Origin of the sequence: Rhizobium sp. JAB6, assembly GCF_003024605.1 — a bacterium.
Lineage (GTDB): Bacteria > Pseudomonadota > Alphaproteobacteria > Rhizobiales > Rhizobiaceae > Rhizobium.
Window position 1 is genome coordinate 947793 of sequence record NZ_PYJQ01000009.1, and the last position, 23658, is coordinate 971450.

The 23658-nt window shown below is 57.5% G+C and carries 31 protein-coding genes, 1 tRNA gene and 1 pseudogene; 13 read left to right on the forward strand and 20 right to left on the reverse strand.

Annotated features, from left to right (window positions below; translation table 11 throughout):
- Positions 1–16: 16 nt before the first annotated feature.
- From C7U61_RS14630 to C7U61_RS14640, 3 genes are read right to left on the reverse strand one after another with little or no spacing between them, the layout of a single operon-like run.
- Positions 17–1969 (reverse strand): hypothetical protein, encoded by a 1953-nt coding sequence (locus tag C7U61_RS14630; RefSeq protein WP_106998761.1) that lies wholly within the window; start codon positions 1967–1969, stop codon positions 17–19.
- Positions 1969–3465 carry a terminase gene (locus C7U61_RS14635; protein WP_146143956.1) on the reverse strand — a complete coding sequence of 499 codons (1497 nt, stop codon included), beginning with the start codon at positions 3463–3465 and terminating at the stop codon, positions 1969–1971. Before C7U61_RS14635 ends, C7U61_RS14630 begins: the two co-directional genes overlap by 1 nt.
- Positions 3443–3919, reverse strand: a complete 477-nt coding sequence (locus tag C7U61_RS14640; protein ID WP_181315847.1) for a terminase small subunit protein — start codon at positions 3917–3919, stop codon at positions 3443–3445. Before C7U61_RS14640 ends, C7U61_RS14635 begins: the two co-directional genes overlap by 23 nt.
- Between C7U61_RS14640 and C7U61_RS19660 the strand changes: the two genes are divergently transcribed.
- The 4 genes from C7U61_RS19660 to C7U61_RS14660 all read left to right on the forward strand — a co-directional run bounded on the left by C7U61_RS19660 (position 3918) and on the right by C7U61_RS14660 (position 5925).
- Positions 3918–4466, forward strand: a complete 549-nt coding sequence (locus C7U61_RS19660; protein WP_245410797.1) for a hypothetical protein — start codon at positions 3918–3920, stop codon at positions 4464–4466. The two genes, C7U61_RS14640 and C7U61_RS19660, sit on opposite strands and share 2 nt — an antisense overlap.
- A 200-nt stretch (positions 4467–4666) precedes the next feature.
- The gene (locus tag C7U61_RS19385) at positions 4667–4873 is read left to right on the forward strand and encodes a hypothetical protein (RefSeq protein ID WP_146143957.1); all 207 of its coding nucleotides are present in this window, start codon (positions 4667–4669) and stop codon (positions 4871–4873) included.
- A gap of 157 nt (positions 4874–5030) precedes the next feature.
- Positions 5031–5600 (forward strand): hypothetical protein, encoded by a 570-nt coding sequence (locus C7U61_RS14655; protein WP_106998764.1) that lies wholly within the window; start codon positions 5031–5033, stop codon positions 5598–5600.
- Between the two features lie 100 nt (positions 5601–5700).
- Complete coding sequence (locus C7U61_RS14660; RefSeq protein ID WP_106998765.1) at positions 5701–5925, forward strand: hypothetical protein; 225 nt, start codon at positions 5701–5703, stop codon at positions 5923–5925.
- Between the two features lie 317 nt (positions 5926–6242).
- Here the strand turns inward: C7U61_RS14660 and C7U61_RS14665 are convergent, their stop codons facing one another.
- From C7U61_RS14665 to C7U61_RS14675, 3 genes are all read right to left on the reverse strand, one after another.
- Positions 6243–7271 (reverse strand): DUF2806 domain-containing protein, encoded by a 1029-nt coding sequence (locus C7U61_RS14665; RefSeq protein WP_181315848.1) that lies wholly within the window; start codon positions 7269–7271, stop codon positions 6243–6245.
- Positions 7272–7459: 188 nt separating this feature from the next.
- Positions 7460–8074 carry a DUF6362 family protein gene (locus C7U61_RS14670; RefSeq protein WP_106998767.1) on the reverse strand — a complete coding sequence of 205 codons (615 nt, stop codon included), beginning with the start codon at positions 8072–8074 and terminating at the stop codon, positions 7460–7462.
- A complete protein-coding gene (locus C7U61_RS14675) occupies positions 8071–8505 on the reverse strand; it encodes a hypothetical protein (RefSeq protein WP_106998768.1) in 435 nt (144 codons plus the stop codon). The genes C7U61_RS14670 and C7U61_RS14675 overlap by 4 nt, the downstream gene beginning before the upstream one ends.
- Positions 8506–8612: 107 nt before the next feature.
- On the opposite strand from C7U61_RS14675, the gene C7U61_RS14680 reads away from it, so the two are divergent.
- Positions 8613–8831, forward strand: coding sequence for a DUF982 domain-containing protein (locus tag C7U61_RS14680; protein WP_106998769.1), 219 nt, complete (start codon positions 8613–8615; stop codon positions 8829–8831).
- 24 nt (positions 8832–8855) lie between these two features.
- Here C7U61_RS14680 and C7U61_RS14685 read toward each other — a convergent pair whose 3' ends face one another.
- A complete protein-coding gene (locus tag C7U61_RS14685) occupies positions 8856–9116 on the reverse strand; it encodes a hypothetical protein (protein WP_106998770.1) in 261 nt (86 codons plus the stop codon).
- Positions 9113–9553, reverse strand: a complete 441-nt coding sequence (locus C7U61_RS14690; RefSeq protein ID WP_106998771.1) for a hypothetical protein — start codon at positions 9551–9553, stop codon at positions 9113–9115. The genes C7U61_RS14685 and C7U61_RS14690 overlap by 4 nt, the downstream gene beginning before the upstream one ends.
- Positions 9554–9621: 68 nt before the next feature.
- On the opposite strand from C7U61_RS14690, the gene C7U61_RS14695 reads away from it, so the two are divergent.
- Positions 9622–9885 carry a DUF982 domain-containing protein gene (locus tag C7U61_RS14695; RefSeq protein ID WP_106998772.1) on the forward strand — a complete coding sequence of 88 codons (264 nt, stop codon included), beginning with the start codon at positions 9622–9624 and terminating at the stop codon, positions 9883–9885.
- 2 nt (positions 9886–9887) lie between these two features.
- Here C7U61_RS14695 and C7U61_RS14700 read toward each other — a convergent pair whose 3' ends face one another.
- From C7U61_RS14700 to C7U61_RS14710, 3 genes are read right to left on the reverse strand one after another with little or no spacing between them, the layout of a single operon-like run.
- On the reverse strand, positions 9888–10331 hold the full coding sequence (locus tag C7U61_RS14700) for a hypothetical protein (protein WP_245410798.1): 444 nt from the start codon (positions 10329–10331) through the stop codon (positions 9888–9890).
- Positions 10328–10576 carry a hypothetical protein gene (locus tag C7U61_RS14705; RefSeq protein WP_106998773.1) on the reverse strand — a complete coding sequence of 83 codons (249 nt, stop codon included), beginning with the start codon at positions 10574–10576 and terminating at the stop codon, positions 10328–10330. The genes C7U61_RS14700 and C7U61_RS14705 overlap by 4 nt, the downstream gene beginning before the upstream one ends.
- Positions 10573–11319, reverse strand: a complete 747-nt coding sequence (locus C7U61_RS14710; RefSeq protein ID WP_106998774.1) for a hypothetical protein — start codon at positions 11317–11319, stop codon at positions 10573–10575. Before C7U61_RS14710 ends, C7U61_RS14705 begins: the two co-directional genes overlap by 4 nt.
- Before the next feature lie 557 nt (positions 11320–11876).
- Here C7U61_RS14710 and C7U61_RS14720 point away from each other — a divergent pair.
- The 7 genes and pseudogenes from C7U61_RS14720 to C7U61_RS19665 form a co-directional block, all read left to right on the forward strand.
- Positions 11877–12566 (forward strand): XRE family transcriptional regulator, encoded by a 690-nt coding sequence (locus tag C7U61_RS14720; RefSeq protein ID WP_106998776.1) that lies wholly within the window; start codon positions 11877–11879, stop codon positions 12564–12566.
- A 69-nt stretch (positions 12567–12635) separates the two neighbouring features.
- Positions 12636–13367: a Rha family transcriptional regulator gene (locus C7U61_RS14725; protein WP_106998777.1), complete on the forward strand. Its 732-nt coding sequence runs from the start codon at positions 12636–12638 to the stop codon at positions 13365–13367.
- Positions 13368–13417: 50 nt separating this feature from the next.
- Positions 13418–13648: a hypothetical protein gene (locus C7U61_RS14730; protein ID WP_106998778.1), complete on the forward strand. Its 231-nt coding sequence runs from the start codon at positions 13418–13420 to the stop codon at positions 13646–13648.
- Positions 13645–13899, forward strand: coding sequence for a hypothetical protein (locus C7U61_RS14735; protein WP_106998779.1), 255 nt, complete (start codon positions 13645–13647; stop codon positions 13897–13899). Before C7U61_RS14730 ends, C7U61_RS14735 begins: the two co-directional genes overlap by 4 nt.
- A complete protein-coding gene (locus C7U61_RS14740; RefSeq protein ID WP_106998780.1) occupies positions 13892–14095 on the forward strand; it encodes a hypothetical protein in 204 nt (67 codons plus the stop codon). The genes C7U61_RS14735 and C7U61_RS14740 overlap by 8 nt, the downstream gene beginning before the upstream one ends.
- Entirely contained in the window at positions 14089–14400 is a 312-nt protein-coding gene (locus C7U61_RS14745) for a hypothetical protein (RefSeq protein ID WP_106998781.1), read from the forward strand. Before C7U61_RS14740 ends, C7U61_RS14745 begins: the two co-directional genes overlap by 7 nt.
- 128 nt (positions 14401–14528) lie before the next feature.
- Positions 14529–15578 (forward strand): annotated as a pseudogene (locus C7U61_RS19665) (recombinase family protein); the annotation flags it as partial.
- A gap of 21 nt (positions 15579–15599) precedes the next feature.
- Here C7U61_RS19665 and C7U61_RS19670 read toward each other — a convergent pair.
- From C7U61_RS19670 to C7U61_RS14790, 9 genes are all read right to left on the reverse strand, one after another.
- Entirely contained in the window at positions 15600–16016 is a 417-nt protein-coding gene (locus C7U61_RS19670; protein ID WP_245410799.1) for a hypothetical protein, read from the reverse strand.
- Positions 16017–16083: 67 nt separating this feature from the next.
- Positions 16084–16160: transfer RNA gene (locus C7U61_RS14755), tRNA-Met, on the reverse strand.
- 164 nt (positions 16161–16324) lie between these two features.
- A complete protein-coding gene (gene mnmA / locus C7U61_RS14760) occupies positions 16325–17524 on the reverse strand; it encodes a tRNA 2-thiouridine(34) synthase MnmA (RefSeq protein ID WP_106998782.1) in 1200 nt (399 codons plus the stop codon).
- A 271-nt stretch (positions 17525–17795) separates the two neighbouring features.
- On the reverse strand, positions 17796–18449 hold the full coding sequence (locus C7U61_RS14765; RefSeq protein ID WP_106998783.1) for a CDP-alcohol phosphatidyltransferase family protein: 654 nt from the start codon (positions 18447–18449) through the stop codon (positions 17796–17798).
- A 6-nt stretch (positions 18450–18455) separates the two neighbouring features.
- Positions 18456–18854, reverse strand: a complete 399-nt coding sequence (locus tag C7U61_RS14770) for a hypothetical protein (RefSeq protein ID WP_106999111.1) — start codon at positions 18852–18854, stop codon at positions 18456–18458.
- Positions 18851–19801 carry a phosphatidate cytidylyltransferase gene (locus C7U61_RS14775; protein ID WP_106998784.1) on the reverse strand — a complete coding sequence of 317 codons (951 nt, stop codon included), beginning with the start codon at positions 19799–19801 and terminating at the stop codon, positions 18851–18853. The genes C7U61_RS14770 and C7U61_RS14775 overlap by 4 nt, the downstream gene beginning before the upstream one ends.
- Positions 19802–19803: 2 nt before the next feature.
- A complete protein-coding gene (locus C7U61_RS14780; protein WP_106999112.1) occupies positions 19804–20451 on the reverse strand; it encodes a lysophospholipid acyltransferase family protein in 648 nt (215 codons plus the stop codon).
- Between the two features lie 208 nt (positions 20452–20659).
- Positions 20660–22255: a phosphoglycerate dehydrogenase gene (serA, locus tag C7U61_RS14785; protein ID WP_106999113.1), complete on the reverse strand. Its 1596-nt coding sequence runs from the start codon at positions 22253–22255 to the stop codon at positions 20660–20662.
- 145 nt (positions 22256–22400) lie between these two features.
- A complete protein-coding gene (locus C7U61_RS14790; RefSeq protein WP_106998785.1) occupies positions 22401–23579 on the reverse strand; it encodes a phosphoserine transaminase in 1179 nt (392 codons plus the stop codon).
- Positions 23580–23658: the final 79 nt, after the last annotated feature.

A 23658-nucleotide genomic window follows, 5' to 3' on the forward strand; every position in this document is an offset into this window, starting at 1 on the left:
TTGAGGATGGCGGCTCCTATGTGAGGTTGCTTTGAGCCTGCTGACGCGTCCGCGCGGCCTCATTGGCGGCTTGAACGGGCTTCAATTCGGCCTCGACATTCGATTTGCGCGCATCGGCAAGAGTTTTCGCCGTCTGCGCGTTGGTGTTTCTGATCTCGGCAACACTGCGCACGACATCGAGGTCATTCGGAACGTTCGGCTGTTTCGGGTTGCTCGCTTCGGACATGGCCTTGGCTGCCTGTGCCTGCTTCAGCTGCGCGCCGGCCTGCGTCTGCTGCAATTCAGCCTGTGCTTGGGCAACAGCGATCGGGTTGGGCTGCGCGGCCGACTGCTTCGCTTCCTGAATGATGGCAAGCGCCCGCTGCTTGATCGAGCCCTGCAATGGCGAGAGTTCTATCAACAGCTCTGGTGGAACCGCGATTCCCTTTTGCGCCATGATGGACAAGGTGTCGTACGCGTCGCCCTGCATGTTAACGCTATCGGGACCCTCATCGAGGATGATGTCGACATCGAGCGAGCCGAGAGCGTTCACAATGGCCGGCTGACCAGTCCGGGGATCGATCGACAGCTGATTGACCGCGAAGAACTGCGCAACCTTGTCGTCATCCGTGACGCGAATCCACCGCTCACTTGTCCAGTGCTGCTGAACCGCGCACCAGATCGCCCGATAGACGCGGATCTTCCAACCCCGGTTGGATGACAGGTAAGGCCCAAGCTCGGCAACGCCGGCGCGCTGCTGCAATTGGATCGCGCGGCCTGACATGTCCTGGACGCCCTGCCCCATCAGAGCCGGGTTGAAGCCGTAGTTCTCGATTTCGTTCTTAGCATCCTCAAGGAATGCCATTTGCCCTTGCAGCTCTTGGCCGCGAGCGGCATCGTCGAAAACAGGAGGCGTAGCGCCCGGGGCAACTTCGATCACCCCATCAGGGCGCGCAGCCTCGCGTCTTGTCTGCTCGACGTCATCAACAGCACCCTTCTCGACGATGATGCGCCGAGAGTTAAGCGTGTGCAGCCCCTTGGAGCGCCGGGCATTCACCTCGTCCTGGCTTGACTTCATGTTGCGGATGAAGCCGTACCGGTCGCCATCCTGATCGATCGCCGCCGACCACATGATGTATTTGCAGATCGTCTTGTTCTTCTCATTTCGAAGATAAGACGGCCCTTCGGCCAGGATCATGGAGCCCGTATAGATGCACCAGTACCATTCGCCGTTCTTGATGTACCAATGATCGACGATGCGAATGCGCTTCGACGTCTCACCATTGGCAAACCATTTATTGTCGCTGTCCGGGTTGCTGGTCAGCTCGGAGCCGTTCTCCAACGAGGCGCTGATCTCATCGGCTTTGTCCGGAAACATCTCCATTGCCGCTTCTTCATCAGCCCATTTCCCAACGCCCATATAACGAGCATCGGAGAAGTCGGGCTTGAGGGAGCGCGGATCGTAAAAGAACGAGGCAGCGTCAACCGTCTCGATACCGATCTCGGGATCGCCTTGATCGCCGTGCTCGATAATGATCTCGACACCGGCCAAGCCATCAACTGCGCCATCCTGACCGCTCAGAAGCGCTTTCGTCTGCCAGTCCTGTTCATCGCAGACATACCGGAGCACGGCAGTCGCAACTTCGGCGCCCTCTTCGTGCTTCGGCGTGCGCGGGAATCCTCGCGGGTCCGTCTTCTGCTGCTCAAGCAGCCCGACGAGGCTGTTGATCTTACGACCGATGCGATTGTAGGTGACGACCGGCTGCTTGCGTTTGTTCAGAATCTTGATCTGGTCAGCCGTATATTGCGCCCCATGGTAATAGCGCCGTGCGTTCTGCTGCTCTTTGATTTCCTCGTTCTTTAAGCCGAGATAATCTAGATATTGCTTCTTCAGCTTCGCGTGATTGGCGAACGACTGGGCAGACGGAAGGGTCGAGGCTGTCGGCCCCTGTGACGGAGACGAACCAGCCGTATAGCCTGTTTGATTCATCAGTAGGTCATCCAATCCCCGGCATCGGCATCGCTGTTGCGCGGCGTGTAGTCTTTGTGCTTTTGCGCTGGCTGCTCGTCTTTCTTTGGCGGCAGATACGGCCGGGACATGCAGCCGTAGCGCGCTTCGTCGGCAACGTGATCTTCAGCGTCTGTGTCCAGATCTTCGGGCCGGTCTTTGTCGTGCTGCAGAAGCGGGACTGTGCGAATGAAATCCGTGCAGGTCGAGAACACGAACAATCCCGGACGCTCGCCGTCGCCCTTCAGCCTGGCGCGCATCTGATCCCAGCCGCCCATAGCGCCGCGCTGCGACACGCGGGAATTATCAGCGCCCTTGAACATCACTTTGAATTTCGTTTCCCGCATCATGCGGCTGGCAATCGACGGGCCGCCGTCCTCGGCAAAGGCCGCGGGGTCGAGAACACCATAGGAGACCCTCTCCGTTGGGTTCTCGATCATCGCCTTCGTGTCCGGATCGAACTTCGCGCCCTCGCGCTGGGCTATGCCGCGGGCAACCTCTTCTGCCGTCAGCTTCAGGCCTACGTTGGCCTCGCCAGCCTTGCAGCCGTACCATTCTCGATATCGGACGATTGCACCACGAGGAATGACAGCGGTCTCCGTCTGATAGTCATCGCCAGCGATTGCCCACCAGCCGACCGAGAACGGCTTGGCAGATCCCCAGTCCATTGATCGGAAACGTGTCCAGTCGCTCGGGACGGTGAAAGGACGAACGATATGCTTTCGAGTATCCCAGCAGTCAAAGAATGCTCCCTCGATTGCGTTCCAGTCACCAGAGAGCCATGCCTTTACGAGCTGATCGGAGCCGACCAGATAGAGGTTGTTGATGTAGTCCGGGTCATTCTCCAGCAGGAGCTTGTTGTCTTCAATCCGGCTCGGGATGAAGACATAACGATGCTCTTTACCGTTCGGCAGTTTGCGGGTCAGAAGCTTCATGCCACCAGGAGCAGGATCGATATACCGTTGCTTGATCCAATGCTGCCCAGCGCCGCCGGGGTTACCGGTCAGGATCAGTTGCGTCGGTACGCCCTTTGCAGATCGAAGGACACCAAACATTCTGTCGATCGGCTTCGGGTCAGGATAAAGGCCGGCTTCCTCGACACAGGCATCCGTTACGTTCTGCCCCTGATACTTGTCGGCATCCTGGACACGCTCAAGCGGGCGGAAGCGCAGACGGCCGCCACCGGGAAACACCCACGTCTTCTTCTGCTCATTCCAGTCGGCACCGATCTTGCCGTAGATTTCCTTGCTGCGCTCGATCGCGTCATCAAGCATCGGCAACTCGCGCCGGCAGAAAATGGCATTGAATGCAGATCGGTAGGTCGCGGCCTTTATCGCATACTTGCCGAGAACACCGTCAGTCTTGCCGCCACCGCGCGCGCCGCCAAAGAACACCTCACGAAACGGGCAATCGACAAGAGCGGTCTGCGGGCCAGCCTGAGGCGCCCACGCCGTCCTACTTATCGTCGTCTGATCCATGTTCCTTCAGCCAATCCGCTTCTGTCATGGGCTTGGCATTTATGACGAAGTTGACCTTGCTGTTCAGGTCTATATCGAGCTTGTCGCCATAGACCTTCGGGCGAAGCTTGCCGGCCATCCATTTGCGGGCCTCGATCTGCAGCCGGCGATGCTCGATCATGTCGGCCTTCGTCATCTCTATGACATTGCCGTCCTTGTCGACCTTCGTCTTCTCGCCTGTGATCGGCGTGTCCGCGATGTCGAGGATTTCGTCAAAGAGAGCGTCGGCCTGGGCTTCGCGCGCGCGGGCGTATTGGTCCCGAAAGTCGGGGAATGCATTGAGCCAACGGAAGACCGTCGTCTTCGAAGGCATATCTTCTGCCTCGCAGATGCTTCTCAGGCTATTGCCTTCGGCAAGGCGCTCGCAGATCTGTTCCGCTATCTCTGAGGTGAAGTCTGAAGGTCTGCCTGTCATGTCTGCGCCTTCTGGTGGGCCAGTTGGAATTGCGTTGATTGTCGTTCGAAGTTCAGCCACACTCATGCCGTGCACTTCTCAAGAGCCGGAAAGGCGAACGGCGGCAGATATGGATCATCCGTCCGATCCCAACATCGATTTCATCGAGATGAGAGAAGCGATCGATGACGTTCCGCGCGACGAGTCCACTGGGCAATATTGGCTGTTGGCTGTGATTGTCGGCAGCTGCCTGATCTTCGGCATTCTTGTCTTTGGGATCTGGTCATGGCGTATCCATCACTTCCCGCATGCAGTCGCGACGATCGCCGAAGTATGGAACCACGAGCTCATCATAACAGATCGGTTAGGCTTCGAGACTGGGCGTAAAACCATCACAGAAGGTAGAATCTCATTTACTCGAACGCATGCGGGGAAATCATATCAATGCGAAATGACAATCGAGTTGGGCGTGCCGAAGGACAGTTTTGCAGTCGGACAGAAGCTCGACGTCGTTCCGGCTACCGGCACTTGCCAACGAGTTGATGTCATCAAGCGTATCCAAGACTGATCCACTATCCGCTAGTCACCTGGGAATGCAGATTCTCGAGCGGCCGCGCGGCATCCTCCGCCACGAGTGAACGCGCTCCTTGGCAAAGATGGTCTGAATGCGATACCAGCTAAGCGGGCTTTCACCATCTGCCACGCCAGCTTATGGTCTCTTATTTAGATATCCGCGTTTCCTACCAGATCGATACGAGGAACGATATTTTGGAAGTGACAGGTGACATGGCGTTCGAGCGGCTTGTCGATGAAATGATGGACAAACATCCAAACCAGGCTCTCACCCTCAAGCAAATATCTGCAGAAGCTGCGCGGCAGGGCCTGCGGCTGGTGGTTTCTGTAAATGTGCGGGTCGAGACGATGCAGGAACATAAAGCCAGCGTCGGCTCCAACTCATCTCACTTTCCAACGTAAAAGCCCGACTAGCAGTTATGCCGGCCGGGCCGCGAGAAAGTGCAACGTTCTGCATTGCCAGTCGGCTGGTTGCATTGATTATCGTTCGAAGTTCAGCCAGTCTCACGCCAAGCGTTTTCAGGAGTGAAATTAATTATACGGAGGCAAACGCACTTTTATGGAAGAAGGCATTCAGAATTACACAAGCCCTCTGGATAAGGAGACGCAAGCTGCCGTTGGCCGCGTCGTTTCAGCGTGGGCCGTTGTTGAACACGGACTGAAGATTCAGATCGCTAGACTAGCCGCTACCGCTCCCAATCAGACAAAAGTCGAATTCAATCCCCTAACGTTTCTTAGTGTGGCCTACTACACTGGATCCGGTGGGTTTGAGTCCATGAGCAAGCAATTGAAAAATGCTGCTGCTCCATTCGGGGACGAGCTGCTGGAAACCATCCGAAAGGCCACGGAGCGTCTTTCTGAGGTCAAGAAACATCGCGATACGCTGTGTCATTCGATCATTTCCAATGGTGGACAAGGGAAAATAACGGTTATGGCACTCTCCGCTGCGAGAGCTAAGCCTTGGGTCGAGAAAAGCTATTCCATTGCTGAAATGGATGGCTGGTGCGATAAGTTGTTAAAAAACTCGCTGGCTATCGACACAGCGGTGACATCGGCGACTGGATTAACAAATTCCGAAAGAAATGCGCTCATCAATGAGTATTGCAATCAGACTGGTGAAGCAAATTAGTCATTGAAAAGCCCGCCCAGCGGTTATGCCGATCGGGCGGCTTGCAACTCATGGCGTGCGCTCCCATGTGGAAACCATACGAGACCGTCAGGAGAACTCGATGACCTCAGATGCTGCCGTGTGGTGGATCCGGATCATCTTTCGGTGTGTTTGGGCATTTATCATCATCGCGGCCGCTGTAGGCTTTGGCGCCGCCTATGGCTGGCATAAGCATGGCCTGGTTGCAGCCATTGCGCTTGGGTTCGTTGGTCTCGTAGTCGGCGGGCCATTTGCTTGGTCCCCGAGGGGGACTATCGAAGCGCTGATAACAATGCTGATGATGTAATTGCATCGAGCATGAAGGCCAAAATTACCGAGCGCACCATAATAGGCCCCGGAGGGTGGCTGTCTACGTGGGCTTTCCCCTGCCATTTAACCGACTAGCCGGAGCAGTCATCATTCTGCGTTCCGGTTCTGCTGATGAATGCAGCCGCTCGGACGGGTACCGGGAAGCCTCGCCGTAGCGAGGGCGCATAGATGTCAGCTCTTCCCAATTTCGTTGCCCATTTTGGCGAATTGTGATGGGGGACCGAGATGCACTTCGGCTATCAAACCCTATCTGAGGAACGGCTATCTGGCAACTTCAGTGACGCCGCAAGATGACTAGACCAGCCCAATGCTCTGAGGTGGTATTTCGATCAAATTGCCGTCTGGCATAATTCGGAAGTATTTCAATTCGCCGTCAGGCAGCGCAGGCCTTATGCTGGCGATAAGCCTTTTGAATACGTCAAAGTCATCATGCGGCAAGATCGTAGCAAGCGCCTGACCTACGTCAGTAAGAATGTAAGACCGGAGAGCAGGCGTCCCATTGTGGCCTTCCAGCGCTCCATCTTCAGTGTAAGTAATAGTGCAGCTTTTTTTAAAGGCAATTGCGAAGTTGCCAACACCGAATAACCAAACCGGATCTGTCGAATTCATCGTTCCTTCGATAAATAAGCTCAGATGACCAGCAATTCCTGGGTCGACCACCAATTCAGCTGATATCAATGCGGTCAATTCCGCAAACGACAACACTCCCGTGAGAGATTTGGCCAGTGCAGTCGGGCGAACTCGGGAAGCACAGACGCGCTCAAACAACTGCGCCGTTGGAGCATCCAGCTCATCGGTTGCCCGCAGCACTTTTGCACCAAAGGTACCGGGCTTTCGGACTTCCGAAGAAAGCACGCGTCCCCATCTCTGACGTAGCTCATCAGTCGACGCAGATTCCGCATACTGTTCGAAACGATTCATAAACTCGTCGCTGACGTTTGCAGGCCCAGCCAACGACTCTTCCTCCGACGGTGGGTTTTGGCGAAGATCCTCCAATGCCTCGGCAACCACGGCATCCTTGTTAACTTGCTGCTGCGCGATCTTTTTGAAGTGATTTTCGAGAGCTCGATTTGCAAACTCATCATCGGCATTCATGCGCTCTACACCGTACTTCGCGGCAGCTTCGATCAACTGACGCTCCCCCTCCGTCTTTGCGCGCCTGCGCGCGGAAATGCCTTCAAGCCATGCATTCCCAAGGTCGGCGACGTTTCCAATGAGACGATCAACCGCTGACACAGCGCGGCTCTTAGCTGCCGCTTTCACACCCGTTTCAGTCAATTCCGCCGAAATTGATGTCTCAGTACTCAGATGATCGTCGGACATAGCTTTCTCCTTTAAGTAGAGAAAGCATCGCGCCGGATTCGATTCTTGGCAACCATTCGATTGCATAGACGATGGGGATATTTCTCGCTTATATACTTATCCTCACCCGTTTACTTCCGAGTAAAAGTAAGCGCCGCGCCCGGTCACCCGGTGTTCGAATTCCCGAATAGGAAGGGTCGATTGCGGCATTACCGTTCGACGCGCTCCAAGAGCTGCCGCCGGCGTTCGTTTCGCCAGTTGGCATGCGCTAGGACGTCTGCCCTCACCTGCTTCTTCTGGCCGCCCACCTCGTCATCGCGCCAGTTCGTCGCGCAATTCTTCGAAGCTACCGTTATTGATATGTCTTCTAGGGCAATTTGCGTCACGTCGTCAAAGGTCACTGTCAACCGGACGCGGTGCTTTTGGTTCAGATTGTCCGCAATACGTTGACAATGCGAAGCTATTCGACGCTCAAAAGTTCTTCGCGACACGTCGATTTTCTTCAGATAGGCATCGAAGTAGACGCCCTTCCGGATTTTGATGAACGCGTAATCGTAGACGAGCTTGCGCTCTTCCTCGTTTAGGTACGTGTTGATCCAGTCCCAAGTCTCGTACATCCGGCTAATGGCGCCAGCCGAAGGTATCCTTCTAACCGTCGTTTCGTTGTACCCGTAGCCTTCCATCATCTCGCGAACGATGTCCGACATGGCACCAAGCCCCATCCGTGGCCCCAACGCTGCAGGTGAGGCTCTGAGCGTCAAAGCGCCCTCGATAATCTGTGCCCGCACCTGCTCATAAGTCCACTCAGCGAAAACCATCGTCATGCTGCTTCTCCTCGATAGGGCCACAGGCCGAATTGCATTCTCAGGGCAACGAGGATCTCGTCACTCGTCGCCATCCCGTATTTCATGGCCTTGGCACCGCGTCGGAGGGCGCCAAGGTCGATAGCGTTGAAGTCGGAAATCAAGGTAGGGCGCCTAACCAGTTCCGGATTGGCGATGAGAAGACGCGATACAGCTTTCAGGACATCGGCAAAGAGTTCGTCGGCATTGCGCTGGCTGCCAGTGACGAGCATCAACACCAGACGAAGATGCTCTTCACCGTAGCGCCGGCCGATTTCTCTGACAGTCGGCTTGCAATAGCATTCTCGAGCCTTGCGGCTGCTGGGACTGTGATGTCGCCAATCCCGTAGCAGCACACCACATTGACGGGCTACCTTATGGATATCGCAGGAATGGGCGCCGGTTTGGATCATATGGCCGCCTCGCCACACAAAACAAATCGGCCTATGAGAGCGACGATGAGCATCCACAAACCTGAGGATTTCCGGGGACGCATAGAAAATGGAGCAAGGCGGTCACGATCGCGCTTGAGGGCCCCGACGAGTGGGTCGTCATCGATACGACCCAAGCCGCCAGCTGGGCACTTATCGCGGATTGGCCACTGGAGGAGGCGCCCGCATTGGATCGAGCCTTGACCGTCTGCGCCGACGTGATCAGCGGCAAGCGAACCCCAGAGGATGCCCGCCGAGCGTTCATCGCCGCTGTCGAAGAAGCTAAGATACCGATCAAGGAGCAGTGAAATCACTGGGTTCATTGACGAGCACTATCTCTTGGACGGCAGACGCGGAGACGTGACGGGTTTGCGGATTGCCGCAGCGATATCGCTGAACCGCGTCTTTCGATAGATGCCGGGCGCCGTTTCCATCGTATCAGCCATAGTCTCCGCAACTGCGGCACAGCGATTACGCTCATCAAGCAACAGCTTCGCAATCGCCGTCGGCAAATCGTCGTCAAGGTCCTTTTGATGGAACCTATGTGAAAGGTGAGTGGCAATCATTCTCAAATCGTCCGGGATGTTGCTCATAGCTTTCCACCTCTCTCGCGAAGATATTGTTCTGGATCGATCCTTCGAACCTCGGATGCTGGCCCGAATGTGCCCAACCGATAATCGCGAAATGCACGCTCGCCGGCAGGATCGAACTTCTTGGCGGCAATCGAACGCACCCAGCCTGGCGCCTTTGCGGCATCGCGCTTCATCTGCTTTTCCTGCCGCGCCGCAATCTTCTGCTCCCGCTTCAGGCTCTTTTTCGATTTTCCCTTTTCAGGCTTGCCCCAAAGCACCTTCTTGTTCGAACTGCGCTTCTCAGGGACGTTGACATCCCGATGATCGAGACGGTCCAGCGCCTTCCATGCGGCTGCGTTGGTATCGAACGGCCCTTCGACGACTTTGCCGCGCTGGTCGACGATTTCGAATTGGCCGTCGTCGTTTCGGCTGACGTTGAGGATCTGGTTCATCGTCATGCCGCAACCTCGAATGGTACAGCACTTGCATGATTACTAATATCATAACCATGTGAGGGCAAACCGTAATGAATCGGCACACTTCGCATCAGTTTCCGGCACTTCGGCTCGTCCTGAATGGCCGGCAAAAATACAGGGTGGTGAGAACAGTCAGAGACGCAGCGGAAACGCTCATAAGCGACTGGCCGTCGCATGATGGCGAGCAATACATCATCGCGGTTCGTGTATGCTTGGACGCCTACTACGACGTCGTGCCGGCCAGCGAAGTCAGAGAGGCGCTGATTAGGGCTGCAAACGAGGAACATATCCCGCATATTTCGGTCGTCTGCTGAAGTCATGCTGCAGCTCCTTTGGGTTCTGCGAAGAAGCTTGGAAACAGCTTGCGGATCTTCTTTTCACCGGCCGCGCGTTTGCGCTCGGCGAATTTCTCAATGCGCCTATGCATCTCTTTCTCGATCGCCTCGCCAGCCTCCTCGCCTATCGCGAAAAACTTGTCGCGGAGGGCAATAGCGGCCTCCTTCGATCGGCAAGCAGCGATGACCTGACAGCGCGGAATTCTGCTGCCCTCGTATCGAACTGGTTCCGTGGCCGTGAATGTCTTCGGCTTCACTGTCTCGACCTGAGCGATGAAGAAATTCTCATCCTTGGTGAAGCTGTCCATCCAGTGCTTAACGGCATAGCCTTCGAGCACATCGGGCATTTCCCGAACGTAGGGGCCAAACGGCTGTTGGAACGCCAGAACCCATTGGCCCGGCTTGATGTCGATGAAAGCTGTCATGCTACGCCTCCATTTCGCTGTTGTTCGACGAGCCGAGGAATCGCCGCGCCGCGCCATGCGTTGATGAAAAGGGTGATCGAGGCCTCGACTTCAGCATCTGATGCGCCATTGTTGATGAGATCGGCGACCATTTGGGCTCCCGTAAGCAACGCGAGCGAATTACCAGCCTCGAAACCTTCATTGACGAAGGTGTCAGCGATCCGATTGATGACAGCGCGACGACGATGATAGGGAAAAACTATCATGCTACCCCTCCCGCCGCTTCCTGGCGCCAGTCATCGATATCGCACTGGAAAAGGGCATGTCGCATCAGGCGGTGAAGGGCCTGATCCATGAATTGACGTGGAACACCTTTGCTTACGAGAAAGGCAACACCGTCTTCAGCCGAGGTTGGTGGATCGAAGGGATGATCACTGTCCGTCTCTCGCGCATGTGCGTGTGTATACGTATCCTTTCTTCCTTCAGAGCGAGAATTCTGCTCCTGTTTCGGTTCCTGTTCCTGCTCCTTCTCCTGTTCCTTGTTTGCCAAACGGTTTCGAGAAGGTTTCGGTAACGGTTTGCCAAACAGTTTCTTGAACGCGTCGATCATGGACTGCGGGCGGTCCGCTAGGCTGTCATAAGCCCATGAAATGACTTCCTCTTTGAGATCACACTCCGGAAGAAGATCGGCGCTGTTTGCCCATGCTTTGATGACGTTGGGATTGTCGGCGGGATTGTATTTGAGGAAATTCGGGAGCGCGACGAGCCGCCCTTTTTCATCGAACCGGATCATGCCTTTCGACAACGGTTCCTGAAACCCTTTCGTAAACCGTTCCGTCGACCATTCGAGATCCTCAGCCAAGGTGGCGAACGAAGCTCGCATTGCGCCAAGGGCAGTCATATGGGGATGGATCAGGATTGAGAGGAAGACGAGCTTTCCGTCGTCACCGAGATCACGGAATTTTTCGTCATAGAGAGTTCTCGTATCGACCTTGCGATATTTGCTCATCCGAACGCCCTCCTGCAGACGGAGAAGTTTCCGGCGAGCAATATCGCTTCGGCCGCGTCAGCGTCCGTCAGACCAAAGCGAGAGGCGATTTCTGGGAGGGTCGGCGAACGTTCCGGATCGGAACATTCGTGGCGATCGGCGAGCCATTGGGCGGCGCGGTGTACGTAATTCCGTACACTTTCACGTCTGTCCAAGGAGGGCGCCGTCACAGGGACGCTCCCGATATTGTCGTGGCGGGCGGAAAGATGTCTGGGCGAAGTTGGGTCTTCGAAATAGCACCCTTCGTCGCATGATCAATCGCACTCGCGAGTTCGGCAGATACGCGACCGTTCCGTTTCGCGTACCAGATGGCATTCTGAGAATACCCAGCTAGCGTCCCAAGCTTAGCTTCGGAGCCAGCGATTGTGATTGCGGCCTCTAGGAGCCGCGTAATCTGTTGTGAATTGGATTTTCGCTTCATGGCCACTCAGAATTACCCATTTCTGAGTTATTATGCAACACATATTTAACTTGAACTGGTTACACAAAGGAGGCATTCATCAGAAAAAGGGACTCCCATGGCAGACAAAGAAGAAAAAAGCCTCATTGACCGCCTGCGCGAAGGAAAAGGTACAGCCGTGCGCCGTGCGCGCGAGGAGCGCGGATTAAGCCAGACCGAACTCGCGAAGCTCGCCAATACGTCACAGCAAACGGTCGATCGAATTGAGCGCGGCGCTGTCGAGCACTCGCGAGCCTACCCACGAATATTAGACGTGCTGGGTATCCCCAATGAGGGGTTCAATCTAGAACGCTTCAAGAAGACCGTGGAGAGAATGAAAGCCGACAGCGCCGAGAGTTATCGGCGATTCATGGAAGAAGGAAAGCACGCTTCTGACATCGTCACAAAGGGAAGAATGCCCGTATATGCTCCAGGAGACGGCACAGGTCCTCGCTTGATTAACGCTATCCCCAAGGCGTACCCGGTCGAATTTTCGGAGGATGCATATGGCCTTGTGATGTTTGGCACGGAAATGGAGCCAGCGATTCGTAATGGCGAGATTGCTATCGTAAACCCGAATTTGCCGCCTCTATGGCAAAGCGAAGTAGTCGTTACGATTGACGGAAAGCCAACGATCAGGACCTTTATCGGTGAGAGCGACACGGTATGGTCGGTCCAGCAATGGAAGCCGCTGATCAAGACCGACCTCAAAAAAGATGAGTACGCGATGCCGCAACTTGTCGTCGCTAAAATCGGTCGATCTATTTAACCCATTTTTCGTGTTGACCACCACACATAACTGAGTTAATTAAGACTCCATCAACCCGATGGAGTGAACATGAATCCGCTCATCCAAATGAATGCATCGGCTATGATGTCCAGCCGCGAGATCTCGGACGTCGTTCAAAAGCGCCACGACAATGTGAAGCGTACAATCGAGACGTTGGCTGAGAAGGGCTTGGTGAGGTTTACTCAATTTGAGGAAACCTCCCATGATGGCGCCGGCGCGCGCCCGGTCGAAGTCTACCTCGTCAACGAGCGCGACAGCTACGTCGTCGTCGCGCAGCTCTCCCCCGAATTCACTGCGCGGCTGGTAGACTACTGGCAAACACATAAGAGCCAGCCCGCACAGATCCCGACGACAGCCGAGGCCTTCGCCCACGCCTTCCGCATGATTGCGGATGCCGAGCAGCGCGAAGCGCAACGGGACGAGCGGCTGAACCTTATCGATGCAAAGGTCGAACGTATCGAGACCGCGCAGACCGTCTTGAGCGCGCGGCCGGCGAACTCCGAAAGCATCATGCATATCCGCAAGCGCATCTGGCGGCTTTACGGACTCTCGGACGCCACGATCGACGCCGTTATGCGCCAATCACCGTATGCACCAAAGCCGGCCGGAATGGTCCGGAACGACCGCGCTGAGGCGGATGGCGCAACCTATGCCGTATATTGGAAGAAAGATGTGACTGCGGCGTTCGAACGCTTCATCGACGAATGCAGGCCGGTTTCTGCCGCCTTCTATACCCATCCTTTTGTCGAGGGCCGCTTCAAGATGGTCCTCGAGCACTGATGCGGCGCCGTGGCTGATCCACGGCAATTTTCTGAAAACGGAGCAAGAAAATGACAGACCCGATTCAGTCGGATGGCGAAGCTATGGCTAAACAAAAGCGTCCATTGGGCCTTTTGGATAAGGTCCACGACCTTCGTGATCTCCTCCTCCTTTTGAACCTTGGAGCGCGTTCCCTTGAAATGTCGCATGAGCGCAACGCGATGGAACGAGGCGCGATTATCGCTCAAGATCTCATCTCCGAAATCGAAGCTATGATCGAAGCTGGGGAGGAGCTCGCATGATTTCCGCTCAGCCGTACACGCTCGACGATATCCAAAGCGATGTCATTCACCTCGGCCATCTGATCGACGAGACCATGAATAAGCTTTTGGAAATCGATCGCCACACGCTCACCGCCGATACCAAACATTATATCGACCGGGCTTCAGCCTTTGTCTGGGTTGCCCGCGATCTAAGCGAGCGCATTCAAGGTGGCTTCTCGGACGCGCGCCACAGTGAGCGTGCCCCAGCTGGGGAGAACGCCCGTGCATAATACCGAAATCGAAGATGCCTTGGGTGCAGCCCATAGCTTCCTTCACGCCATAAAAATGGCGACTGAGGGCAGCGAAGCGCTTGGAGGCGGCGGCAGGGATTATTGCGCCCTCCAACTTCTCGCCGAAGCGGCGCAGACAGAAATCAACAAGGCGCTCACCGCCTTTGATCGAATTGGGGAGGAAGGCTCATGCTGACCGACCTTATCGCCCGCTATACCGATGCCAAGAAGGTCTGGGAAGCGCAGTTCGAACATGATTGCGCCAGTGCCACCACTTCTCCCGAATGGGCGGCTTACATGTCCTTGACGGGTGAAATTCTCGGCTACTGCTGCCTGAGCCGAGAAGAGCATTTCCGGAAGATTGAGCTCATTGAGAGTGATGCAAACCTTTTTGAAGAGCTCGTAGATCGCTCCGATAACCATGGGGCTCTCCTCTTCCTGAGATCGCTGAAAGGCGGCGCATTTTATGGAGCTGGCCCTGTGGATAACGGGGAGAACTGACCGATGGAGCCCCGAGACCCCTTTATCGAGTTTGTAAAGGCACTTGCTCGGCGTCAAGCGCGACTTGACGCCGCGCCGAAGCAGCCAGCAAATGAAAACCTTCCAAAGGACGAGCAGGCGAGGCAAAAATGAAGCGCGCGGCATTGTATGGGCGATACTCGACCGATTTGCAGAACGATAGATCGGTCGAGGACCAATTCCGTCTTTGCCATGAGTACTCCGCGCGCCTCGACGCCGCTGTTGTGAAGCAGTTTTCCGACAGGGCGAAATCCGGCGCATCGATGTTCGGCCGCCAAGGCTTGGCCGACCTCATGACGGCCGCTGAGCGCGGCGAGTTCGATATCCTTGTCACCGAGCATGCGGATCGCGTGTCACGCGACATTTCCGATTTGGGGCATATCCACAAGGTCCTGAAATTTCGCGGCATTGAAATGCACTGCGTCAATGGCGGTCTTATGGATACCGTTCAGATCGGGATGTACGGCCTCGTCGGCCAAATGCAGCGCGAGGAAGGGGCTAGGAAGGTCAAGCGGGGGATGATCGGCGTCGTCCGCTCGGGACGCAATGCCGGCGGCAAAGCGTATGGCTATAGACCTGTAGTGGGGAAGCCGGGCGAGCTGGAGATTGTCGAAGACGAGGCATCAACAGTCCGGCGCATTTTCGAGATGTACGCCGCAGGGATCTCGCCTCGTACGATTGCTGGCATATTGAACCGGGAGGCCGTCCCTGCACCCCGTGGGCGGCAATGGAATGCCTCTACCATCAATGGCAGCAATCAACGGAACAACGGCATTCTCAGGAATAGCATCTACGCCGGGAAGATCATGTGGAACCGCACGCACATGGTGAAAGACCCCACCAGCGGCAAAAGATTGTCTAGGGCCAACGATCACGAACAGATCGAAACCATAGATGCCCCTCATCTGCGGATCATCGACGAGGATATTTTCGAGGCTGTACAGGGGAGAAAGGTTGCGGCGGCAAAGGTCGGGCCAAAGGCTCCGCGATCAAAGCGTCTGCTGTCGGGCCTGTTGCGCTGCGGCGCATGCGGGGGCGGAATGGTTATGATCGGCCCGGATCGAAACGGCCATCGTATCCAGTGCAGTGATCATCGGGAATCAGGGGTTTGCCACAATACCAGGCGCTATTATCTCGGGCGCATCGAGGCTCTAGTGATGAACCGGCTGAGGTCCATCTTCTCAGACACGAAATATATCGAGTCCTACATTCAGGCTTATCAGGAAGAGCAAAAGAAACTGCGCAGCTCCGCGCTGCGTGATCGCGCGAGCGCCACCCGCCTCCTTGAGGAAGCAAAGGCAGAGATAACCAAGATCATCAGCATGATGGCAAAGGAATTGATCGGCGAAGAGGAAGGCGTTGCATTGCTGACGCCGCTGCGCGAACAAAGGGACGCCCAGAAGGCTATCCTCGAATCCATCGAAGAGCCTACGAACGTCATTGAGCTTCAGCCGAAGGCGGTTACCCGTTTTCGGGAGAACATTGAAAGCTTGGCGCAGATTGTCGCTAAGGAGGGGGCAGAACCATCGCCCGAGCTTATCGGGCCGTTCCGGGAGATTGTCGCCGCCGTGGTGGTCCACCAGACCGATCCCGGTCAACCATATGACATCGGACTCAAGGGCCGCTTGGCTAGTTTGGTCAGCCCCGAACTGTCGGTGATAAAGGTGGTAGCGGAGGAGGGATTTGAACCCCCGACACAAGGATTATGATTCCTCTGCTCTGACCTACTGAGCTACTCCGCCACGCCGCATTTGATGTCGAACATCAAATGCAAAGGTCAAACGAACCGCCACTCGAAAAGCGCTGGCCCGTCGGTTGAGCGGCTTATAAGGTGCGGTTCGGCTTGGTGTCAAGCGGATGATTTGGAAAAATCAGTGCTTTCTCTTGGCGCCGATGCCGCCTTCCCTCAGGCAGCCACCGGACCTGCCAGCAACGCCTTCAACGACGCCTCCGCCATCGGCTCGCGTTCCGAGCGTTCGATGAAGCCGCCGCCATAAACGCGGGCATCATCGCCAGGTGCGGAATAGAGCGCGCAGGCCTGGCCCGGAGCCACGCCGGCCTCGCCGACGGTGAGATCGACATAGATGCCGCTGGCATCGGCATGCAGCACGGCAGGCGACGGCGCGCGGGTGGAGCGGACCTTGGCGAAGCAGGCAAAGCCCTCGGCGGAAGCGGCCTGCTCTAGCGGCTCGTCGCCTAGCCAATTGACATCCCGTAGATAGACGCGATGCGTTTCCAGCGCTTCCTTCGGGCCGACGATGACGCGGCGCGAGCGGGCGTCGAGATAGACGACGTAAAGCGGCTCGCCTGTGGCCACACCGATGCCGCGGCGCTGGCCGATCGTGTAATGCAGGATACCCTCGTGCTGACCGAGCACGCGGCCGTCGAGGTGAACGATCTCGCCGGCAAGCGCCGCATTCGGCTTCAGCTTGGCGATCACGTCGGAATATTTGCCTTGCGGCACGAAACAGATGTCCTGGCTGTCGGCCTTCTTGGCGACGACAAGGCCCATTTCTTCGGCGAGCGCCCGCGTTTCCGCCTTCGGCATGCCGCCCAGCGGAAAGCGCAGATAATCGATCTGCTCCTGCGTCGTGGCGAAGAGGAAATAGCTCTGGTCGCGATCGGCATCGGCCGGGCGATAGAGTGCGCGGCGATGCGGATGCTCCGGCGATGGGTTCGGGCGCGAGCGGATGTAATGGCCGGTTGCCAGCGCATCGGCGCCAAGCTCCTTCGCCGTCGCCAGCAGATCGGCGAATTTGACCGTCTGGTTGCAGGCAACACAGGGGATCGGCGTTTCGCCGGCGACATAGCTTTCCGCGAAAGGATTGATCACCGTCTCGCGGAAGCGCTTTTCATAGTCGAGCACATAATGCGGAATGCCAAGCGTCTCGCAGACGCGGCGCGCATCGTCGATATCCTGGCCGGCGCAACAGGAGCCGGCGCGATGCACGGCTGCGCCATGGTCATAGAGCTGCAGCGTGATGCCGAGCACATCATAGCCCTGCCGCTTCAAAATGCCGGCAACGACGGAGCTGTCGACACCGCCCGACATGGCGACGACGACCCGGGTATCTTCCGGCCTCTTGTCAAAATCCAGTGTATTCACGGTCGTTGCCGCCAGTCTTGAACGATCTTCGATGCTGCCGAGCGCGATGATTTTCTTCGAGAAATCGTCACGCTCTCACAATTTGATTTCGCATGACCTGATCCAAAACCGCTGCACACTTTTCCGGATCATGCTTCTCGTCGCCGCATGCGATGCAAAAGCGGCGAATTTTCATCATACAGGGCCTTTAGCGCTCTTTGCAGCCAGCCTCAATTGTGGACGGATATAGAAAGGATTGCCGACCCATGCAAGGGGTGGGCGAAATTGCGAATCATCCCCTTGCTTTCAAATGCCGGATCAGATTGCGGCTGCGCCGCAGGACTGTCACCGCCGATCCGATTGTGACGATCCAGAGCGCGATGGTCAAAACCCAGCTTCCGCCGCTCCATAGCGCCTCGATGATCGAGAGCAAAGCCGCAGCTGTCGCGACCGCCATGCGATGCTGCTTGGCCATCGGACCGCAGAAATCGCTCGGGCTGCCTGTGGCGCGTCCGAGTTCACGGATATAGGCCGTCAGCACGGCAAAGGCGGCAGCCGCGCAGCCAAGCCCCGGCATTGCAATGCCATAGCCGATGCCGGCAAAGATGAAGATATCGGCGATCCGATCCGGAAACTCGTTCCAGAACGGCCCGTCGGCCTCACCCTTTCCACCCTCGACCGCCACCATGCCGTCAAGCAGATTGCAGAGCAGACGCAGCTGGCAGAACAAGGCGGCAAGGAACAGCAAGACCACCCGCACCCCGATACCGCCGGCGGCGCCAGAGAGCCAGAACGAAGCCCCCGCCAAGGCCGCCATGAGCATGCTCGCCTGCGATATTTGGTTCGGCGTCACCGAAAGCGCGGTCATTCGCCGCGCCAGCATCTGCGCCCATCGGGTGTTGCGGCTCGCCAGCGGCCGCCTGTCGCCTACCCCCTCGCCTGTCATGTCCCCTCACCCTTCATGATTTCGCAGCCTTGCGTATATCGAATAATTGTAGATCGCCGCGTAGCTGGAGGAGACCAGCAGCGGCACGGCGATGGTCTTCAGGATCTCCGGTGTGCCGCTCAGCGCGTGGATGGCAATCAGGATGGTCGCCGAGCTCAGGCAGGCGATCAGCGGCGGCGCCCAAAGACGCATAAGGCCGCTGAACCGCCGCGATAAGGCCTCGACGGCCGACTTCAGAAACAGTGTCAGGCAGCCGGAAAGCACGCCCTGCACGAGGCCCGCGATCAGTGGCCGTGGCATCGGATGCATGCGGTTGGCGAAGAAAGCCCAGCCGCCCATGGCAAGGAAGGCGAAAAGCACATGCACGATGCTGCTGCCGGCAAGCGCTCTCAGCTTTCCTGTCATGACAGCGACCACCAGTAGCGCACGAGATGGAAGAAAACCGGCGCGGAAAAGACGACCGAGTCCAGCCGATCGATCAGCCCGCCATGTCCCTCGATGAGATGCCCCCAGTCCTTGACGCCGCGATCCCGTTTGATCGCCGACATGACAAGCCCGCCGAAGAAGCCCATGAGCGTGATGACAAAGGCGAGAAGCCCGGCCTGCAGCGGCGTGAACGGCGTTACCCACCAGAGCGCCGCGCCAATCAGAGAAGCGCTGATCACGCCGCCGGCAAAACCCTCCACCGTCTTCGATGGCGAAAGCCGCGGCGCAATCCTGGTTTTCCCGAACAGCTTGCCCCAGACATATTGCAGGACGTCGCTGAGCTGCACGACGATCACGAGGAAGGCGATCAGCAGCACGTTGCGGCCTTCATAGCCGGGAATATGTAGGGTCAGCAGCGCCGGCACATGCGAGGCGCAGAAGACGCAGATCATCAGCGCCCATTGCACCTCGGCTATGCGCACGAGAAAACGCTCCGTGTCGCCGCGCAGCACCGCGATGATCGGCATAAAGAGGAAGGCATAGACGGGAATGAAGATCGAATAGATGCCGTATTGCTCGGCCCACAGCAGGTAATATTGTACGGGAAGCGCCACGAAGAAGGCCGCGGCAAGCGCCCAGTGGTCCGCCCGCTTCGTATTGATCAGCGTCACGAATTCGCGCAGCGCCGCAAAGGAGCAGAAGGCAAAGAGCAGGATGACGCCGGCACGCCCGGCAATGAAGGCGATGCCGATCAGCACCACCATCACCCACCAAGCCTTGATGCGCGCATTCAGATTTTCGATCGCGGCATTCGATCCATCCGGCGAAAGGCGCCGTTGCAGCACGTAGCCGATGATGGAGGCGACGATCAGGACGCCGAAAATGCCAAGAACGAGGTGGATCAGATCGGCGCTTGCCGCCCCCATGTTTAGTCTCCCGCCCGCTTGGGCGCGAGCGCCAGCAGCGCCGTTTCGGCTCGCGCCAGGAACTCCGCCTTCTCTTCGGTCTCACCGATATACAGCGCCTCGCCGAAGGTCACGGTGCAGATAAGCGGAATAGGTACGAACTCGCCTTTGGGCATGACGCGATTGAGATTGTCGATCCAGACGGGAACAAGATCGATATCGGGGCGAGCCTGGGCAAGGTGGAAAAGCCCGCTCTTGAAAGGCTGCAGCGGCTGCTCGGTCAGATTACGCGTGCCCTCTGGAAACAGGATCAGCGAGGAACCGGCATCGAGCGCCTGCGTCATCTGCGTGACGGGATCTTCCTTGCGCGCCTCGCGATCCCGCTCGATCAGCACGGCGTTGAAAACATCCCGGCCGATGAAGCTGTTCAGCGGCGATTTCAGCCAATAATCCGCGCCCGCTACGGGCCGGACGCGGCGGCGCAATCGCGGCGGGAGGACAGTCCAGATCAGGAGGAAATCGCCATGGCTGGAATGATTGGCGAAATAGACGCAGCGGCGGGTTTGCATGCCGCTTTCGGGCCAGATGGCCCGCACGGCGGTGATGGCCCGTGCGAACAGAACGATCGCCACCGAGACCGGCTTCGCCAGCCATCCGATCGGCGTACCCATTCCTTCCCCGAGGATATTCTTCCGCAAAGCCTCCATGACATAGAGATAGGCGCGTTTCCTCGGCCTCGATAGTCTGCGGGCCCAGCTTATCCACAACCCTCACAACCATGAAGAAAGCCCGGCGCAACTCATGTCGCACCGGGCTTTCGGTTGGCTCTTGGGAGGAGCAAACTCTGTGGCTGCCGCCCTCGATCAGGGCGGGGCAGACTCAGTCGACGTTGAACACCAGCGGCTTGGCCTGGCGGATCGCCTGATGCGCCGTTAGCTTGGCAAGTACATCATCGCCGATCGGGCCGTCGACATAGAGAAGCGCGATGGCGTCGCCACCCTGCTTGTCGCGGCCGAGCTGGAAGTTCGCGATATTGACGCCGGCAGAGCCGAGCGTCGTGCCGATGAAGCCGATCATGCCGGGAACGTCGGTATTGGCAATATAGACCATATGGTTGCCGACATCCGCATCGAGGTTGATGCCCTTGATCTGGATGAATCGCGGCTTGCCGTCCGAGAAAACGGTGCCGGCGACGGAGCGCGTCATACTGTCGGTGGTCACCGTCAGCTTGATATAGCCGTCATAGACGCCGGTTTTGTCACGCTTGACCTCGGCAAGAACGATACCCTTTTCCTTGATCATGATCGGCGCCGAAACCATGTTGACGTCGGCGACCTGATTGCGGATCAGGCCGGCGAGCAGCGCGCTCGTCAGGGCCTTGGTGTTCATGCCGGCTGTGACGCCGTCATAGAGGATCTCGATTTCCTTGATCGGATCGTCCGTGACCTGCCCGACGAAGGCGCCGAGAACATCGGCAAGCTTGATGAACGGCTTCAGGATCGGCGCCTCCTCGGCTGTGATCGAGGGCATGTTGATGGCGTTGGAGACGGCGCCCTTCATCAGGTAGTCCGACATCTGTTCGGCGACCTGCAGCGCGACGTTTTCCTGGGCTTCGGTCGTCGACGCACCGAGATGCGGCGTGCAGACGACATTGGGCAGGCCGAAGAGCGGGCTTTCCTTGGCAGGCTCGACTTCGAAGACGTCGAAAGCGGCACCGGCGACATGGCCGGACTTGATGGCCGCAGCAAGGGCCGCTTCATCGACGAGACCGCCGCGGGCGCAATTGATGATGCGCACACCCTGCCTCATCTTGGCAATGGCGCTGGCATCGATGATGTTGCGGGTCTTGTCGGTCAACGGCACATGCAGCGTGATGAAGTCGGCGCGGGCAAACAGCTCCTCGAGCTCGACCTTGGTGACCCCCATTTCCTCGGCGCGCTCCTTGGATAGGAACGGGTCATAGGCAAGGACATGCATCTTCAGGCCGAGGGCGCGGGCAATGACGATGGAGCCGATATTGCCCGCGCCGACGATGCCAAGTGTCTTGCCGGTGATTTCGACGCCCATGAACTTCGACTTTTCCCACTTGCCGGCCTGCGTCGAGGCATCGGCGGCCGGAAGCTGGCGGGCAACGGCAAACATCAGCGCGATGGCGTGTTCGGCCGTCGTGATCGAATTGCCGAACGGCGTGTTCATGACGATGATACCGCGGCGCGAGGCGGCCGGAATATCGACATTGTCGACGCCGATGCCGGCACGGCCGACGACCTTGAGGTTCTTCGCCGCTGCGATGATCTTCTCCGTCACCTTGGTGGCGGAACGGATGGCAAGACCATCATAATTGCCGATGATTTCGAACAGCTTGTCCTTGTCCTTGCCAAGCTGCGGTTGAAAATCGACTTCGACGCCGCGATCGCGGAAGATCTGGACGGCGGTTTCCGACAGTTCATCGGATACGAGAACGCGAGGTGCCATGGAGGCCTCCTGAAAAAGGTCAGCTAAGACGAGCAATTCCACGAAAAATGCGAAACGATTATCCGGTTGGAATTGCGAGAAAAACAACGAGAATTTCGGGATGCTGGGCTCCGCCTGTCCGGGCGGAACCGTGAACGCTTCAGCCTCAGGCAGCAGCCGGGGAGAGCGTCGCCTTCTGCGTTTCGAAAGCCCAGGCGAGCCAGGGCATCAGCTTCTGCATGTCGGAAGCTTCGATCGTCGCACCGGCCCAGATGCGCAGGCCCGACGGCGCGTCGCGGTAATGGCCGATATCATAGGCGACGCCTTCCTTTTCGAGGAGCGCCACCAGACCCTTGGCGAAATTCGCCTGACCATCGGCATCGAGAGCGACGACATCCTTGTCGACGATCTTCAGGCAGACGGAGGTGTTGGATGCGGTTTCGGTCCTGACGGCGAGATTGGCGATCCAGTCATGAGCGGCAACGAAGTCGTGGATGACCTTGGCGTTGGCATCGGCACGGCCGATCAGCGCCTTCAACCCACCGAGATCCTTGGCCCAGAGGAGAGCGTCGATATAGTCCTCGACGCAGAGCATCGAAGGCGTGTTGATCGTCTCGCCGGTGAAGATGCCTTCGATCAGCTTGCCGCCGCTGGTCATGCGGAAGATCTTCGGCAGCGGCCAGGCCGGCTGGTAGGTCGTCAGGCGCTCGACAGCGCGCGGCGACAGGATGATGACGCCATGAGCGCCCTCGCCGCCCAGAACCTTCTGCCAGGAGAAAGTGACGACGTCGAGCTTGGCGAAATCGAGGTTCTGAGCGAATGCGGCCGAGGTGGCGTCGCAGATCGTCAGGCCCTTGCGGTCGGCTGGGATGAAATCGCCGTTGGGAACGCGCACGCCGGAGGTGGTGCCATTCCAGGTAAAGACCACATCGCGATCGAAATCGACAGCGGAAAGATCGGGCAGCTCGCCGTAGCCGGCTTCGAGCTTGCGGACGTCCTTGAGCTTCAGCTGCTTGACAACGTCAGTGACCCAACCGGCGCCGAAGCTTTCCCAGGCGAGCATGTCGACGCCGCGTTCGCCGAGCAGCGACCAGAGCGCCATTTCGACGGCGCCGGTATCGGAAGCCGGAACGATGCCGATACGGTAATCCGCCGGCACTTCCAGAATTTCGCGAGTAAGATCAATAGCCTGCTTCAGTTTTGCCTTGCCGACCTTCGCGCGGTGCGAACGGCCGAGAGCCGCGTCGGAAAGAGCGTTAAGCGTCCAACCGGGACGCTTCGAGCATGGACCAGAAGAGAAATGGGTATTATTCGGACGGATGTCCGGCTTGGCGAGCTTAGTCATGATGCTATCCTCTCAGATAGAAAGCCCTTCGTTGGGGAAGGGTGTCCCGCCGCCGGATATATTGGAAGCCGCCTGCCGG

What these genes read in the sequence shown, in the direction of transcription:
- C7U61_RS14700 (WP_245410798.1), bottom strand. Translation starts at nt 10,331, where the DNA reads ATGACAGCTTTCATCGACATCAAGCCGGGCCAATGGGTTCTGGCGTTC.
- C7U61_RS14705 (WP_106998773.1), bottom strand. Translation starts at nt 10,576, where the DNA reads ATGATAGTTTTTCCCTATCATCGTCGTCGCGCTGTCATCAATCGGATC.
- C7U61_RS14695 (WP_106998772.1), top strand. Translation starts at nt 9,622, where the DNA reads ATGAATCGGCACACTTCGCATCAGTTTCCGGCACTTCGGCTCGTCCTG.
- C7U61_RS19660 (WP_245410797.1), top strand. Translation starts at nt 3,918, where the DNA reads ATGTCTGCGCCTTCTGGTGGGCCAGTTGGAATTGCGTTGATTGTCGTT.
- C7U61_RS14690 (WP_106998771.1), bottom strand. Translation starts at nt 9,553, where the DNA reads ATGACGATGAACCAGATCCTCAACGTCAGCCGAAACGACGACGGCCAA.
- C7U61_RS14660 (WP_106998765.1), top strand. Translation starts at nt 5,701, where the DNA reads ATGACCTCAGATGCTGCCGTGTGGTGGATCCGGATCATCTTTCGGTGT.
- C7U61_RS14630 (WP_106998761.1), bottom strand. Translation starts at nt 1,969, where the DNA reads ATGAATCAAACAGGCTATACGGCTGGTTCGTCTCCGTCACAGGGGCCG.
- C7U61_RS14770 (WP_106999111.1), bottom strand. Translation starts at nt 18,854, where the DNA reads ATGACAGGAAAGCTGAGAGCGCTTGCCGGCAGCAGCATCGTGCATGTG.
- C7U61_RS14790 (WP_106998785.1), bottom strand. Translation starts at nt 23,579, where the DNA reads ATGACTAAGCTCGCCAAGCCGGACATCCGTCCGAATAATACCCATTTC.
- C7U61_RS14635 (WP_146143956.1), bottom strand. Translation starts at nt 3,465, where the DNA reads ATGGATCAGACGACGATAAGTAGGACGGCGTGGGCGCCTCAGGCTGGC.
- C7U61_RS14765 (WP_106998783.1), bottom strand. Translation starts at nt 18,449, where the DNA reads ATGACAGGCGAGGGGGTAGGCGACAGGCGGCCGCTGGCGAGCCGCAAC.
- C7U61_RS14665 (WP_181315848.1), bottom strand. Translation starts at nt 7,271, where the DNA reads ATGTCCGACGATCATCTGAGTACTGAGACATCAATTTCGGCGGAATTG.
- C7U61_RS14675 (WP_106998768.1), bottom strand. Translation starts at nt 8,505, where the DNA reads ATGATCCAAACCGGCGCCCATTCCTGCGATATCCATAAGGTAGCCCGT.
- C7U61_RS14775 (WP_106998784.1), bottom strand. Translation starts at nt 19,801, where the DNA reads ATGGGGGCGGCAAGCGCCGATCTGATCCACCTCGTTCTTGGCATTTTC.
- C7U61_RS14670 (WP_106998767.1), bottom strand. Translation starts at nt 8,074, where the DNA reads ATGACGATGGTTTTCGCTGAGTGGACTTATGAGCAGGTGCGGGCACAG.
- C7U61_RS14745 (WP_106998781.1), top strand. Translation starts at nt 14,089, where the DNA reads ATGCTGACCGACCTTATCGCCCGCTATACCGATGCCAAGAAGGTCTGG.
- C7U61_RS14730 (WP_106998778.1), top strand. Translation starts at nt 13,418, where the DNA reads ATGACAGACCCGATTCAGTCGGATGGCGAAGCTATGGCTAAACAAAAG.
- C7U61_RS14655 (WP_106998764.1), top strand. Translation starts at nt 5,031, where the DNA reads ATGGAAGAAGGCATTCAGAATTACACAAGCCCTCTGGATAAGGAGACG.
- C7U61_RS14780 (WP_106999112.1), bottom strand. Translation starts at nt 20,451, where the DNA reads ATGGGTACGCCGATCGGATGGCTGGCGAAGCCGGTCTCGGTGGCGATC.
- C7U61_RS14735 (WP_106998779.1), top strand. Translation starts at nt 13,645, where the DNA reads ATGATTTCCGCTCAGCCGTACACGCTCGACGATATCCAAAGCGATGTC.
- C7U61_RS14720 (WP_106998776.1), top strand. Translation starts at nt 11,877, where the DNA reads ATGGCAGACAAAGAAGAAAAAAGCCTCATTGACCGCCTGCGCGAAGGA.
- C7U61_RS14725 (WP_106998777.1), top strand. Translation starts at nt 12,636, where the DNA reads ATGAATCCGCTCATCCAAATGAATGCATCGGCTATGATGTCCAGCCGC.
- C7U61_RS14685 (WP_106998770.1), bottom strand. Translation starts at nt 9,116, where the DNA reads ATGAGCAACATCCCGGACGATTTGAGAATGATTGCCACTCACCTTTCA.
- C7U61_RS14640 (WP_181315847.1), bottom strand. Translation starts at nt 3,919, where the DNA reads ATGACAGGCAGACCTTCAGACTTCACCTCAGAGATAGCGGAACAGATC.
- C7U61_RS14710 (WP_106998774.1), bottom strand. Translation starts at nt 11,319, where the DNA reads ATGAGCAAATATCGCAAGGTCGATACGAGAACTCTCTATGACGAAAAA.
- serA (WP_106999113.1), bottom strand. Translation starts at nt 22,255, where the DNA reads ATGGCACCTCGCGTTCTCGTATCCGATGAACTGTCGGAAACCGCCGTC.